General features: G+C 61.6%; 12 protein-coding genes. 8 read left to right on the top strand and 4 right to left on the bottom strand.

Features of this window, described 5'->3' with window-relative positions:
- Positions 1 to 17: 17 nt before the first annotated feature.
- The 4 genes from groL to ACQZAB_RS08660 all read left to right on the top strand — a co-directional run bounded on the left by groL (position 18) and on the right by ACQZAB_RS08660 (position 4,686).
- Positions 18 to 1,646, top strand: a complete 1,629-nt coding sequence (gene groL / locus ACQZAB_RS08675) for a chaperonin GroEL (protein ID WP_428388948.1) — start codon at positions 18 to 20, stop codon at positions 1,644 to 1,646.
- Positions 1,647 to 1,689: 43 nt separating this feature from the next.
- Entirely contained in the window at positions 1,690 to 2,409 is a 720-nt protein-coding gene (locus tag ACQZAB_RS08670) for a hypothetical protein (RefSeq protein ID WP_428388946.1), read from the top strand.
- 324 nt (positions 2,410 to 2,733) lie between these two features.
- Entirely contained in the window at positions 2,734 to 3,720 is a 987-nt protein-coding gene (locus ACQZAB_RS08665) for a DUF1566 domain-containing protein (protein ID WP_428388944.1), read from the top strand.
- Positions 3,721 to 3,738: 18 nt separating this feature from the next.
- Positions 3,739 to 4,686 (top strand): hypothetical protein, encoded by a 948-nt coding sequence (locus ACQZAB_RS08660; RefSeq protein ID WP_428388942.1) that lies wholly within the window; start codon positions 3,739 to 3,741, stop codon positions 4,684 to 4,686.
- 244 nt (positions 4,687 to 4,930) lie between these two features.
- On the opposite strand, the gene ACQZAB_RS08655 is transcribed toward ACQZAB_RS08660, so the two are convergent.
- Positions 4,931 to 5,845, bottom strand: a complete 915-nt coding sequence (locus ACQZAB_RS08655; RefSeq protein ID WP_428388940.1) for a PEP-CTERM sorting domain-containing protein — start codon at positions 5,843 to 5,845, stop codon at positions 4,931 to 4,933.
- Positions 5,846 to 6,106: 261 nt separating this feature from the next.
- Between ACQZAB_RS08655 and ACQZAB_RS08650 the strand changes: the two genes are divergently transcribed.
- From ACQZAB_RS08650 to ACQZAB_RS08640, 3 genes are all read left to right on the top strand, one after another.
- Positions 6,107 to 6,751 (top strand): hypothetical protein, encoded by a 645-nt coding sequence (locus ACQZAB_RS08650; RefSeq protein ID WP_428388938.1) that lies wholly within the window; start codon positions 6,107 to 6,109, stop codon positions 6,749 to 6,751.
- A gap of 98 nt (positions 6,752 to 6,849) precedes the next feature.
- The gene (locus ACQZAB_RS08645) at positions 6,850 to 7,605 is read left to right on the top strand and encodes a hypothetical protein (protein WP_428388937.1); all 756 of its coding nucleotides are present in this window, start codon (positions 6,850 to 6,852) and stop codon (positions 7,603 to 7,605) included.
- A gap of 353 nt (positions 7,606 to 7,958) precedes the next feature.
- Positions 7,959 to 8,564 (top strand): thioredoxin family protein, encoded by a 606-nt coding sequence (locus ACQZAB_RS08640; RefSeq protein WP_428388935.1) that lies wholly within the window; start codon positions 7,959 to 7,961, stop codon positions 8,562 to 8,564.
- Between the two features lie 212 nt (positions 8,565 to 8,776).
- Here the strand turns inward: ACQZAB_RS08640 and ACQZAB_RS08635 are convergent, their stop codons facing one another.
- Positions 8,777 to 9,514 (bottom strand): ankyrin repeat domain-containing protein, encoded by a 738-nt coding sequence (locus tag ACQZAB_RS08635; RefSeq protein WP_428388933.1) that lies wholly within the window; start codon positions 9,512 to 9,514, stop codon positions 8,777 to 8,779.
- A 115-nt stretch (positions 9,515 to 9,629) separates the two neighbouring features.
- Here ACQZAB_RS08635 and ACQZAB_RS08630 point away from each other — a divergent pair, with 115 nt between their 5' ends.
- Positions 9,630 to 11,468, top strand: a complete 1,839-nt coding sequence (locus ACQZAB_RS08630) for a glycosyltransferase (protein WP_428388932.1) — start codon at positions 9,630 to 9,632, stop codon at positions 11,466 to 11,468.
- Positions 11,469 to 11,618: 150 nt separating this feature from the next.
- Here ACQZAB_RS08630 and ACQZAB_RS08625 read toward each other — a convergent pair whose 3' ends face one another.
- Both ACQZAB_RS08625 and ACQZAB_RS08620 read right to left on the bottom strand, forming a co-directional pair.
- A complete protein-coding gene (locus ACQZAB_RS08625) occupies positions 11,619 to 12,134 on the bottom strand; it encodes an acetolactate synthase (protein ID WP_428388930.1) in 516 nt (171 codons plus the stop codon).
- A 52-nt stretch (positions 12,135 to 12,186) separates the two neighbouring features.
- Entirely contained in the window at positions 12,187 to 13,209 is a 1,023-nt protein-coding gene (locus ACQZAB_RS08620; protein ID WP_428388928.1) for an NAD-dependent epimerase/dehydratase family protein, read from the bottom strand.
- Positions 13,210 to 13,211: the final 2 nt, after the last annotated feature.

Genomic DNA, 13,211 nt, shown 5'->3' with positions numbered 1-13,211 from the left:
CCAAAGGAGCAACCACCATGGCTGCAAAAACCATCAAGTTCGATACCGACGCACGCGAGGCCATCCGCCGAGGCGTCGCCAAGCTCGCCAAAGCCGTCAAAGTCACCCTCGGCCCCTCCGGCCGCGTCGTGATCCTCGAAAAATCCTTCGGCTCGCCCACCGTCACCAAGGACGGCGTCACCGTCGCCAAGGAAATCGAGATCGAAGACGCCGTCGAAAACATCGGCGCACAAATGGTCAAGGAAGTCGCTTCCAAGGCCTCCAAGGACGCCGGCGACGGAACCACCACCGCCACCGTCTACGCCGAAGCCATCTTCACCGAAGGCCTCAAGAACATCACCGCCGGCGCCAACGCCAACCAGATCAAGCGCGGCATCGATAAGGCCGTCGACGCCATCGTCGCCGAGCTCGCCAAGGCCTCCAAGAAGGTCACCTCCTCCGAAGAAATTGCCCAGGTCGGCACCTGCTCCGCCAACCAGGACGCACAGATCGGCAAGATCATCGCCGAAGCCATGGACAAGGTCGGCAAGGACGGCGTCATCACCGTCGAAGAAGGCTCCTCCCTCGACACCACCGTCGACCTCGTCGAAGGCATGCAGTTCGACAAGGGATACCTCAGCCCCCACTTCGTCACCGACACCGCCCGCATGGAAGCCGTCCTCGAAGACGCCTACGTCCTCATCCACGAGAAGAAGATCTCCTCGGCCAAGGACCTCGTGCCCATCCTCGGCAAGGTCGCCGAAGCCGGCAAGCAGCTCCTGATCGTCGCCGAAGACATCGATGGTGAAGCCCTCGCCACCCTCGTCGTCAACAAGCTCCGCGGCATCCTCAAGGTCGTCGCCGTCAAGGCCCCGGGCTTCGGCGACCGGCGCAAGGCCATGCTCGATGACATCGCCGTCCTCACCGCCGGCAACGCCGTCATGGAAGAACTCGGTATGGACCTCGAAAAGCTCGAGCTCTCCGACCTCGGCCGCGCCAAGAAGGTCGTCATCGATAAGGACAACACCACCATCATCGAAGGCGCCGGCAAGTCCTCCGCCATCAAAGGCCGCATCGACGCCATCAAGGCACAGATCGAAAACACCACCTCCGACTACGACGCCGAAAAACTCCAGGAACGCCTCGCCAAGCTCGCCGGTGGCGTCGCCCAGGTCAACGTCGGTGCAGCCACCGAATCCGAGATGAAGGAGAAGAAGGCACGCGTCGAAGACGCCCTCCACGCCTCCCGCGCCGCCGTCGAAGAAGGCATCCTCCCAGGCGGCGGCTCCGCCATCCTCCGAGCCCGCAAAGCCCTCGACAAGATCGAAGGCCTCGTCGGCGACGAGCAGATCGGCGTCGAAATCATCCGACGCGCCGTCGCAGCGCCCATCAAGCAGATCGCCGAAAACGCCGGACACGACGGCTCCGTCGTCTGCAAGAACGTCGAAGACGCCAAGGGCAAGAACGACGGCTTCAACGCCCTCAACGGCGAATACACCGACCTCCTCAAGGCAGGCGTCCTCGTCCCCGCCAAGGTCGAACGCGTCGCCCTCCAAAACGCCGCCTCCATCGCCGGCCTCCTCCTGACCACCGACGCCGTCATCTCCGAAATCAAGGAGAAAAAGAAGCCCGCCGCCGGCATGGACGACATGGACATGGATTATTAACACACTAATAGGCCTATGGAGCTTAACGGCTACATAGGCTTTTATGAAGTCGATTGGCACTTGGGTCGCGCTGACAACAACGCTCCTCATAGTCTGTTGTCTCTTTTTATTGACCCCAGCCATAGTCTACTACTGGGATGATGAATCCAACCGAGGTACTTTCGGTGATCAGTTTGGTGCTACAAATGCGCTGTTTGGTGGATTGGCATTACTACTAGTTGCGTACTCACTCATCATCCAGAGTCGCGAACTAAAGAATCAGATAAAAGAGCTGAATGCCAATGCAAAATCCTCAGAGAAGTCTGCGATAGCTCTACGTCAGCAGATTGAAACAAGCTCGAGTCTTCAGAAGACCAGCACTCTGCTCCAAGTTTTCAACGAATGGACAGATCACCGAATACAGTCTGCGCAATTGATGGTTCGATCACACATGGAATCATGTAGATCAATTCCATTGATTGAACAGGAGAGCGAGATGATAGAGGTTATACAGAGAGAGGGCACATCATATACAGAAAAGTATATTCCCTCTTACTCAACACTAGTAATCATTAGCCACCTAGAGAAGATATCGAGATTGTGGCTAGCAGAGACAATTGATCATTCTGAAGCACGATTCTTCTTCCGTGATGATCTTAAGTGGTGGCTTGACAGATTTATCAAACCTCTATGTATTGCTGACCGTAAAAAAATAGATGGCCTAACTGATGGTAGGCTTCAATTGATTGAGACGGTTTTGGAAGACTTGACCAAAAGCGAATAAAACAAGTCCATATGTTCAACCTTCTGACTCCAAACCACCTCCCGCCACCCAACCAACACCCCACCACCCCCGAATCACCACCCCCTCCCACTCCCTTGCATCCATAACTCCCCCTACAACAAACCACTTACGGATAAATCCGCATCGACACACCCCGGCGCGCACCTAAACTAAAGACTTAATTATCCCAAAGACATCCGCTTGGGATCCACCATGCCCGCCGACACCCACAACCCGCCACCCCAACCAAACGCCAGGTCCGCTCCCCGTGCCCAGGAGAAGGGAACCAGGTCCAGCCGTAGATGCACACAAGCCGTCGCCGCCATGCTCCTCGCAGCAGGGTCTCTCTCTCAGACACACGCAGCCCTGCTCGACCGCGGACACGGCCTCATCTACGACACGGGCACGGGGCTGACCTGGCTCCAGGACGCCAATTACGCCCAAACCTCCGGCTACGACGCCGACGGCCAGATGCACCTCGCCGCCGCCAGATCCTTCGTCAACAACCTCGTCTACGCCGGCTTCGACGACTGGCGACTCCCCCACCAGCACTACGCCTCCTACGAACTCGACGTCGAAACCCTCCTCGAAGTCTCACTCGGCAACCACCACCAGGGCGCATCCGCCCTCTCCAACAACGGCCCCTTCCACAACATCAGCCCCAACACCGGCTACTGGCACGCCAGCGACCGAGCCCATTCGAACCAGACCTGGTACTACACCTACGCCGGACCCACACAAACCCGCGTCCACTACTACGGCGACCTTGGCGGCAACTACATCCCCTGGCCCGTCCGCCGAGGTGATGTCTTAAACCAGATCACCCCTGACTACGACAACAAACTCATAGGCGGCGCCCTCAACACCCTCCAGGGATGGGACGCCTCCGGCCGCGGAACCGCCACCCTCGCCCACCACCTCGGCCGCAACCGGGTCAAACTCACCACCGGCTCCGCCATCCACCTCCACCAGCAACTCGATACCCCAGCCAGCCCCTTCATCTTCTCCTACCAGGTCGACATGTCCGAAACCTGGGGCCAGGACCTGACGGTCTACCTCAACAACCAGCAGATCGACCACGTCCCAAACACCACCCCCGGACTAGTCACCCGCACGATCACCATCGATCAGCCCGCACGCCTCAACCTCACCAGCACCCAGCTCCGCTTCACCCTCGACGACCACGCCGCCGGCAAAGTCGCCTACCTCAGCGATGTCACCCTCACCCCCATCCCCGAACCCACCACCACCGCCTGGCTGCTGACCAAACTCCTCGCCATCTCAACAACCCGCCGCCGCCAAGACGGCTAGCCAACTGGGAGAGCCACCATGAACACCCGCGCTGTCTGCCAGATACTCCTCGCCGCCTGTATCACCATCGCCTTCACGGCCACATCAGCCCTCGCTGCCAAGGAGATCTACTACCACCTCGGCACCGATGCGCCACCCAATGCCAAGCCCGACCCAGCCAACCCCTACTGGGACACCTTCAACACCAGTTCCTTCACCCTCCAGGAAGACCAGTCCATCTGGCTCGGAGCGACCAACAACCCCGATGCCAACAAACTCAAAGCCGTCACCATCGATATCAAAGGCGACAACCTCAACCGCCTCGACGCCATCACCGCCGCAGGCACCAACGCCAAACTCGTCAAGACACCCGGCCAGCGCCAGAAAATCAAACAGGGCACCTACGAGAACAACACCAAGACCGATTACCGCTTCACCCTGAGTCCGCAACCCGATGGCGAATGGATCCAACTCAAAAACACCGGGTCCGGCTCCCAGAAAGCCGTCATCAATCAGGTTCAGGTCTCAACCCTCTGCTACATCAAATCCGTCAACCGCAAGAAGAAAAGCGTCATCCAAGACGCCCAGTTCTCCGACCCGCCATCCGATTTCCTCATCACCGAAATCTGGTACTTCCCCATCGATGTCCCCATTAACTTCACCATCGATCCCGAACTCATCACGCCCCCCACGTCCGGCAACTGGAGACTCAACATCACCAGTTTCGATCCCCTCGGCGAACTGATGCCAAATCCCGGCTGGCAGTGGACCACCGATGGCCCAGGTATCGCCGAACAGGAACTCTGGACACTCTCCACCGACCTCATGGACAGCACCAACGAGCTCAGCGCTCTCTGGCTGCGCAACGGTCTCGCCTCGGGCACCACCAAAGACCAGTACGTCGGCCTCGACATCCTCTGTATACCCAACCCCGCCACCTTCACACTCCTCGCCCTCGGACTCGCGGGCATCCTCACTCGCCGCTGAACCATCCCCTCGATGGGAGGGAGAGAACCGGGGGCGTAGGGGGGCGGGGGTGGTGGAAGGAGGAGAAAGGGAGAGGGAGAGAGGGGGCGGGGTGGGAAAGTGGAGGGGGTAGGAGGGGGAGAAACGGGCCCCGCTGCACATCCGCCAACACCCAGCGGGGCCCGCATGGCGGATAAAAAAAGCCCGGCCACCAACGGCCGGGCTTTCTGCTTGGCAAGTCCTCAGTAAACCAGATCCAACCCGATCAACGCCGCCGAAGCAGCGCCAACCCGCCCATCCCCAACAACGCCACCGACGCCGGCTCCGGAATCACATCCGTCACCACCACGTTGTCGATCAGCCCAAACATCAGGTCCGGAGCAGGCGAAACCGACGAGAAAAAGTCCGCGTAGAACAGCATGATGTTCCCGTCCGTCCCCGAACTGTCCGTCGGGATATCCACGATCGGCAGCACATCCCCACCCGGCTTGATGATGTTCACCGTCACCTCACTACCCGTCACGTTGAACTCAAACGTAATCCACTGAAAACCCGGGCTGCCAGCCACACCCGGAATGAACGCATCCTGCGCCTGACCCCCGGGCGGGACCACACCCGGCAGAAAGTCCGCGTAATACGGCACAAACCCATTCCGCGAACCCGCCTTCATCGCCTCAGTAGGAAGAAATAGCCCCTCATCAAACGCCCGCCAGTCCGAGCCCGACCCGCCCTCACCCGTCGCGATCAGCTGTGCACCCGGGCCAAGATCGGTCGACGCGTTGTCATACCCCACGCCACCACCCAGAAACTCCGTCGTGCCGATCGCTCCACCATTGATCCGCTCGTTCACGTCGTAGTTCATCCACGCATCAAACCGCAGCCGATACTGACCCGTGAAGTTCTGACCCAACGGATATAGCGACATAAGCGCCGCCTCAGCAGGCGTCACGATATTCGCCGCCAGCCGCAAACCCGCCGTCGGCACATCCCCACCCAGACTGCTCGGCGCCTCAGGAATCCCCTGGGCACCGTAATTAAAACCAAACGTCGTCTGCGTATCCGCCGTCGCGTTCACGCCCCAGCCCCCGCCATTGATCATCTCATCCCGAAACAACTCCGCCGCCGAAACCTGACCCGCCGCCGCCAGCAAAGCCAACACCGATACCGTCTGCGTCTTCATCTCAATTCTCCTTCCAGTTACAGGCACAAAGCCAAACAGACCCAAACCGACGGATACGCCCGCCTCATCAATCTCTCTAAACGCACAAAAACACCCCACCCTGCCACCGACAGCATCATCTCACATCTACCCATCAAGAAGAAGCTATTTTTCCTAAAAAACAGCCCATCTCTACGCACATTCCCTAGCCGGGACATCATTCGCCAAGTACGTTTACATAAAGACAGTCTTCAAACCACGAATCTACAGGGAGAAGAACAGATGCGCTTCATCGCCGGCCTGCTCATCCTCACCGCCCTCGCCATGCCAGCACTTGCCGATGAGTTCGTCCACGAGGCCAACGTCATGGCCCGCCTCGGCAATCAGCCCACACCTACCCAAATTCTCACCAACGCGCCCTTCATCATCGATGTCGAGATCGTCCGCGATCCCGTCGGCGGCAGCAGCCCCCTCTACGAAGACAAAAACACCGTCGCCAACAACCCCCTCTACGAACCCGAGGGCGCAGCCGACCCGGGATCGACAGGATCCATCCAGTCCATCAGCTTCATCTTCGATAACACCGCCCTAACCCCCTATCTCCACAGCGAAGGCATCATCCACCGCGACATCGCCGCCCGTAACTTTGTCGCCAACACCAGCTTCGGCATCTACGCCTCCGCCGACGAGCAAACGCTGCTTTTCAGCTCCCGAGCCCCCTTCGATGTCACCGCTTCCGAGACCGGCAGCATCACCTGGATCACCGAAAGCACACTCCGCCTCGACCCCATCAATCCCCTTTCCGACGACGACTTCATCGAAATCGCCGCCGGCACCAGCTTCTCAGTCAACTACGCCACCCCGATCCCCGAGCCGGCTTCCGCCGCCCTGCTGCTGCTGGCAACCGGCCTCACACGCCGCCGCTAAGCAGGCCGTAACCCAGCGAAACACCGTCAGACTTGTGCACCAGAACCAACGGATTACGCTATCCGAGTCCCCAATCTAGAAGACCCAGGAGAAGTCACATGCACCGAGCCGCCCATGCCTGCGTGGCAACACTCGTTTTCGCTGCCAGCGCCCAGGCCAACCTCATCCCCAACCCCGGCTTCGAAACCGGCTTTGTTGGCGATCCCTTCAACGCAGGCGTCGGCCTCGGCGACATCCCCGATCCCTGGACGCCCCTCGCCAACAACAACCACCCCAGCACCTCCAGCCCCGACACCCACGCCAACAACGGCGTAGGCGGCATCCCCGTCACTCAGACCTTCTCCAGCTTCGGCAACGAACCCTTCTTCAGCAACACCGCCATCGAAGGCAACCGCTTCGTCGGCGCCGTCGAACGGCCCGACCTCTTCGAGCCCTTTGGCGTCGAACTCCCCCAGCGACTCTCGCCCGTCCGCGACTACACCTTCTCCGCACAACTCATCGCCAGCGACTCCATCGTCAGCGGCACCTTCAACACCTCCTTCGAAGGCGGCTACGAAGTCCTGCTCAGCGAAGACGGCACCCTCAACAACGCCGAGTCCGTCGCCTTCCTCCCCTTCACCGGCAACGCCTTCGACGAGTGGGCCCCCGTCTCGGTCGAGTTCACCTCGCCCTTCCGCAGCCTCCAGTACGGCACCCTCATCCTCGCCCCACGCTACACCGGCAACTCACCCGCCAGCCGCCAGGTCCACTTCGGCATCGACGACCTTCACCTCGACCTCACCCCTATCCCCGAACCCACCACTGCCGCCCTGCTCGGCCTGACCGCCCTGAGCCTGACCCGCCGAACAAAGTGAGATCCGCCGAAGGCCGACCCGCCCTCAACCTGATGAGCCGAGCGGAGCAAACGCCGCCTCTGGAGCGTCATCACGAGGCTGTCACGATCCGGCGCACAAACCTGTCCGACGCGCCGGAATCCGCGCTCCAAACCCGGTCGATCTGCTTCAGGAACGAACCGATCCGAGCAAGACCGGCGTAAAACCGCGCGAAATCCGACCCGATTCAACCCGGTTAAAGCGCCTCCAGTCACGCTTGTGCGCGGATCGGGACATCTTTCATCAAACGATCTCCCCCCGCCGTTAGAAAGCCCGCAACGTCTCGGACCGCGCCTATCGTTCGTGGATCCGAACCGCATACAGGAAATCCAACCATGGTCATGACCGCTTCCACGATGCTCGAACTCGGCACCCGCGCCCCCGATTTTGCCCTCGCCGACACCGACGGCCAGACCGTCACCCGCGAGAGCTTCGCCGGTAAACCCTTGCTGGTCATGTTCATATGCAACCACTGCCCCTTCGTGAAGCACATCGCCGCAGAGATCAAACGCCTCGCCGATGACTACCAGCCCAGGGGCGTCGCCGTCGTCGCCATCAGCGCCAACGACGCCGACGCCTACCCCGATGACGCCCCCGAGAAGCTCAAAGAAGAAAAAGCCGCCCGCGGCTACCCCTTCCCCTACCTCTACGACGCCGATCAGTCCGTCGCCAAGGCCTACACCGCCGCCTGCACACCCGACTTTTTCCTGTTTGATAGCAACCACAAACTCTTTTACCGCGGCCAGTTAGACGAAACCCGGCCCAAGCGGATCGAGTCGGGCGTCTACGACTTCGAGACCACCCCCGCCCACGGCGCCGACCTCCGGGCCGCCCTCGACGCCATGCTCCAAGGCGACCAGCCCGCCGAGAAGCAGATCCCCTCCATGGGCTGCAACATCAAGTGGAAGCCCGGCAACGAACCCGCCTATTTCCAAGCCTGACCCCCCCGCAGCCCTCTGAGGCCCCTAATGGGCGGTCGAGTGACCTTCTGTGTCACCACCGCGCCTGGCCGGATGGCCGCTGGTTGAAACTGCCCACGCGCACAGTCGGACGTAACCGGACAACGCCGACTGCTGAAGGTGCGTGGGTGGATGCGTCAAAAGATTCGGCGACGGATGTGCGGGGCAGGCAGCACCATCTCTATCTAACTGCTTTAGCTGCCTTCGCCTGCAAGCAAGTCGATGTAGCTCTGCATCTGGGCCGCCCGTGCGCGGTCCAGCGCCGTCTGGTTCTCCCGGGGATCTGTCAGCGCACGATCCGCGTCCGCCGCGAGGAGCGACACGGCGATGCCGTAGGCTTCCTCCCCCACCGCCACACACCGGTGCAGCGGTGTGAAGGCTTCCGGCTCCTTCGGGCAGGGATGATCGACGTCGGCCCCGGCCTCGATGAGCATCTTCGCGCAGGCCACGCTTTTGGCACGGATCGCGTGGTGCAATGGCGTCCGGCCGGCCAGATCAACCCGATCGACCGTGCCGCCGGCTTCGAGCAGCCGGGCCAGGCAGCCGGGCTGGTTGTGGGCGGCGGCTTCGGTGACGGGGGTTCGCTGGTCGGCGTCGAGGACTTCGACTTCGGCGGGATGGTTGAGGAGCAGATCGAGGATGGCGAGGTCGCCGCGGGCGGCGGCGAAGTGGAGGGTGGTGCGTCGGGCGTGAAGAGGTGTTTCGAAGCGGGTGCGGCTGTCGGGCATCGCGCCGCGGTCGAGGAGGGCGCTGACCATCTCGACGGAGCAGGCTTCGACGGCGAGGTGGAGGGGCAGGCAGAGCTCGACGCCCCAGTCGCGTTGGCGTCCGACGTAGGTGTGTAGGACTTTTTCGTTGGCGGCGATGAGGTCTCGGGCGGCCGAGACGTCGTCCTGTTCCAGGGCTTCGATGAGGTCTGCCGGTCGAACCATGGTTGCTCCTGCTGGGCGTTGGTGTCGTGGATAGTACGCGGTCTGCGGGCGGGTCGCGGGGGCTTTACAATCCTTGTTCATGGTTCGTGTTGCCCGATGTCTTTGAGGATGTTTCATGCCTTCAGATCTGCCTGCTGGTTCTTCGGGGAGCGATGCGACGACGCGTTCCCGCCGTGCCGAGCCGTTGCTGCTTGAGTGTGCCTGGGAGGTTTGCAATCAGGTGGGCGGGATCTACACGGTGCTGCGGTCGAAGGTGCCGAGCATGGTGAGTCGGTGGAGCAACCGGTATTGCCTGATCGGCCCTTATCTGCCGGACAAGGCGCAGGTGGAGTTTGAGCCGCGGCCGCTAATTGGTGCGTTTGGGCAGGCGGTGAAGGCGCTGAATGAGGCGGGGATCGAGGCGCATTTCGGTCGGTGGCTGGTGACGGGTCGGCCGAATGTGATTCTGGTGAATCATCTTTCGGTGTTTCGTTATCTGTATGACGTGAAGGCGCGGATCTGGCGAGATCACAACATTCCGACGCCTAACGATGACGAAGAGATCAACAACGTGGTGGCGTTCGGTGAGGCGGTGCGGGTGCTGCTGACGCTGCTGGCGGAGCAGGAGGCGGGCAAGCGGCCGCTGATCGCGCATTTTCATGAGTGGCTGGCTGGGCTGGCGATTCCGATGCTTCGGCAGGAAAACTGGCCGGGGGCGACGGTGTTCACGACCCATGCGACGCGGCTGGGGCGCGTGCTGGCGATGCAGCATCCGGAGTTTTACGGGCATCTGTCGATGCTGGATGGAGACGCGGAGGCGAAGCATTACAACCTGGAGGCGCAGCACAAGATTGAGTCGGCGGCGGCGCATGGGTCGCATGTGTTTACGACGGTATCGGACATCACGGGTGATGAGTGCACGCATCTGCTGAAGCGGTCGCCTGATGTGCTGCTGCCGAATGGCTTGAACATTCAGCGTTTCGCGGCGTTGCATGAGTTTCAGAACCTGCACGCGCAGTACAAGGAGGAGATTCACGAGTTCACCATCGGGCATTTCTTCCCGTCGTACCGGATGGACCTCGACACGACGCTGTACTTCTTCACGTCGGGTCGGTACGAGTACAAGAACAAGGGGATGGATGTCACGATCGAGGCGCTGGCGCGGCTGAATCATCGGTTGAAGGCGAGCGGTTCGCCGGTGAATGTGGTGTTTTTCATCATCACGAAGGCGCCGGTGCGTTCGATCAATGTGCAGACGCTTGAGACGCGGTCGATGCTGAGCGAGTTCCACGATGTGGCGAATGCGATCAAGGAGCAGGTGGGCAAGGGCGTGATGCTGGCGGCGGCGGAGGGGCGTGTGCCGGATCTGAATGAGCTGGTGGATGAGTATTGGCGGCTGCGTTTGAAGCGGTCGCTGCATGCTTGGCGGCGGGGGTCGTTGCCGCCGATTGTGACGCATGACCTATTGGATGATCAGAACGACGACGTGCTGAATCAGTTGCGGGCGTGTCATTTGTTTAATGGTCCGCATGATCCGGTGAAGGTGATCTATCACCCGGCTTTTATCACGACGAGTAACCCGCTTTTCGGGATGGAGTACGAGCAGTTTGTGCGGGGTTGTCACCTCGGGGTGTTCCCGTCGTATTACGAGCCGTGGGGGTATACGCCTTTGGAGTCGATCGCGTTGGGCGTGCCGGCGCTGACGTCGGACCTGTCGGGGTTTGGTTCCTATCTGCTGCAGTTGATGGCGGATCACGAGTCGAAGGGGGTTTCGATCGTGGAGCGTCGGTATCGAGATTTCCATGCGACGGCGGATCAGATCGCGGAGCAGATGTTCCGGATGTGTCAGCTATCGCGGCGTGAGCGGATCACGCTGCGGAACAAGGTGGAGTCGTTCTCGGAGCACTTTGACTGGCACAACCTCGGGCGTCGGTATCACGAGGCGCATGCGTTGGCGTTGGATCGGATTGGGTGAGGGAGTGGGCAGGTTGGACCGGGGCCGCGTCGCGGCCCGGCTTGGGGTGTTGGTTCTGTGGGCACGGCTGCGCCGTGAACAGAGCCACCCGTGATTCCTGGTGATCGACAGTGTCGTTCTACGGGCGTATTTAGTGAATCGGGGGAGCTGCTAATTCGGGCTGAGGCCGGCGTCGGGGCGGTTTCGGGGGGCGTTGTCGCCGAGGTCATTTTCGGCGAGGAGGGTGAAGAGTTTTTTGCGTAGGAGTTGGGCGGTGAACATGATGTCGTCGGTCTGGATGACCATGACGGGGAGTCCGCGGGGGCGGACAAGGAGGGGGTAAGCGAAGTAGATGTTGAGTTCGGCGGCGACGAGTTGTTCGCAGAGGTCCTGGAGGGAGCGGCCTTCGGAGAGTTCGACGGCGAGGACGTTGCTTTCGGAGAAGGCCATTTCGTTGCGTTTGAGGAGTCGGCGGGCGAGGTCGGCGTTGGAGGTGAGGAGTCGGACGACGGCGTGGTCGGCGGAGTCGACGACGGAGAGGCCGGCGAGGGTGAGGCTCTGGCTGACGAAGCACTGGGCGACGTCGAGGAGCTGGCCGACGCGGTTATCGACGAAGACGGAGAACTGGATGTTCCGTGGCGGGACGTAGCCGCTGGTGGTGGGGGTTTCGACGGGGGCCTGGGTCATGGTTAGAGCTTAAGGGTGTGGCGTGGTAGGGGTCCAGCAAAAAGGTGGGTGTTCAGGTGGCTGCGGGGGCTTGGGCCTGTTGGAGGTACCAGTCGCAGGTTCGAGCGAGGCCGGTGTCAAAGTCGACGAGGGGCTGGTAGCCGAGGATGGCCTTGGCGCGGTCGATGGAGGCGAGCGAGTGTTTCACGTCGCCTGGGCGTTCGGGTTCGTAGGCGGGGGTGAAGTCGGGGCGTTGGAAGCGGTCGATCATGCCCTGGGCGAGGCGGTTGACGGAGATGGCTTCGGCGCAGGCGATGTTGATGGGGAGGCCTTCGAGGCGGTCGGGGTGGGTGATGGCGAGGAGGCAGGCGTGGGCGACGTTGGAGACTTCGCAGAAGTCGCGGGACTGCTCGCCGTCGCCAAAGATACGGGGTGGGAGTCCGTGGGAGAGTCGGTTGGCGAAGGCGGCGATGGCGGCGGCGTAGGCGGAGTTGGCGTTCTGGCCGGGTCCGAAGATGTTGAAGAAGCGGAGGGCGACGGTGTCGAGGGGAGCGTAGGCCCGGGCCCAGGCTTTGAGCATGGCTTCGCCGGCGGCTTTGTTGGCTGCGTAGGGGCTGGCGGGGTCGACGGGCATGTCCTCGTGTTTGGGGAGGGTGGGGTCGTTGCCGTAGACCGCGGCGCTGGAGGCGAGGAGGACGCGGCGGAGGCCCTTGGCTCGAGCGGCTTCGAGGACGCGGAGGGTGCCGAGTTCGTTGACCTGGTGGTAGCGGTGGGGCTCGGCGACGGACTGGGGGACGGAGCCGAGGGCGGCGAGGTGGATGAGGGCGTCGCAGCCGTCGGCGGCTTGTTCGATGGTGGCCTGGTCGAGGATGGTGCCTTCGACGAAGCGGTAGTGGTCGGAGGGTTCGCGGACGTTGCGGCGGTCGCCGGTGGAGAGGTCGTCGAGGACGGTGACGGCGCCGCCGGCCTTGAGGATGGCGCTGGTGAGGTGGGACCCGATAAAACCTGCTCCGCCGGTGACGAGTAGTCGTCTGTTTTTGAGTCTGTCGGCGTGGAGGGCTGACCAGTCGATCGGTTGTGGCTGGGTGTCGGTCATGG

This window comes from Mucisphaera sp., assembly GCF_965279675.1.
GTDB lineage: Bacteria > Planctomycetota > Phycisphaerae > Phycisphaerales > Phycisphaeraceae > Mucisphaera.
Note: the sequence above shows the minus strand (reverse complement) of the source record. Positions and strands in the feature narration are given on the sequence as shown.

Excerpts from the sequence above, each read along its gene's own strand:
- ACQZAB_RS08660 (WP_428388942.1), top strand. The coding sequence starts at position 3,739 with ATGAACACCCGCGCTGTCTGCCAGATACTCCTCGCCGCCTGTATCACC.
- ACQZAB_RS08630 (WP_428388932.1), top strand. The coding sequence starts at position 9,630 with ATGCCTTCAGATCTGCCTGCTGGTTCTTCGGGGAGCGATGCGACGACG.
- ACQZAB_RS08620 (WP_428388928.1), bottom strand. The coding sequence starts at position 13,209 with ATGACCGACACCCAGCCACAACCGATCGACTGGTCAGCCCTCCACGCC.
- groL (WP_428388948.1), top strand. The coding sequence starts at position 18 with ATGGCTGCAAAAACCATCAAGTTCGATACCGACGCACGCGAGGCCATC.
- ACQZAB_RS08645 (WP_428388937.1), top strand. The coding sequence starts at position 6,850 with ATGCACCGAGCCGCCCATGCCTGCGTGGCAACACTCGTTTTCGCTGCC.
- ACQZAB_RS08655 (WP_428388940.1), bottom strand. The coding sequence starts at position 5,845 with ATGAAGACGCAGACGGTATCGGTGTTGGCTTTGCTGGCGGCGGCGGGT.
- ACQZAB_RS08665 (WP_428388944.1), top strand. The coding sequence starts at position 2,734 with ATGCTCCTCGCAGCAGGGTCTCTCTCTCAGACACACGCAGCCCTGCTC.
- ACQZAB_RS08640 (WP_428388935.1), top strand. The coding sequence starts at position 7,959 with ATGGTCATGACCGCTTCCACGATGCTCGAACTCGGCACCCGCGCCCCC.
- ACQZAB_RS08650 (WP_428388938.1), top strand. The coding sequence starts at position 6,107 with ATGCGCTTCATCGCCGGCCTGCTCATCCTCACCGCCCTCGCCATGCCA.
- ACQZAB_RS08635 (WP_428388933.1), bottom strand. The coding sequence starts at position 9,514 with ATGGTTCGACCGGCAGACCTCATCGAAGCCCTGGAACAGGACGACGTC.
- ACQZAB_RS08670 (WP_428388946.1), top strand. The coding sequence starts at position 1,690 with ATGAAGTCGATTGGCACTTGGGTCGCGCTGACAACAACGCTCCTCATA.
- ACQZAB_RS08625 (WP_428388930.1), bottom strand. The coding sequence starts at position 12,134 with ATGACCCAGGCCCCCGTCGAAACCCCCACCACCAGCGGCTACGTCCCG.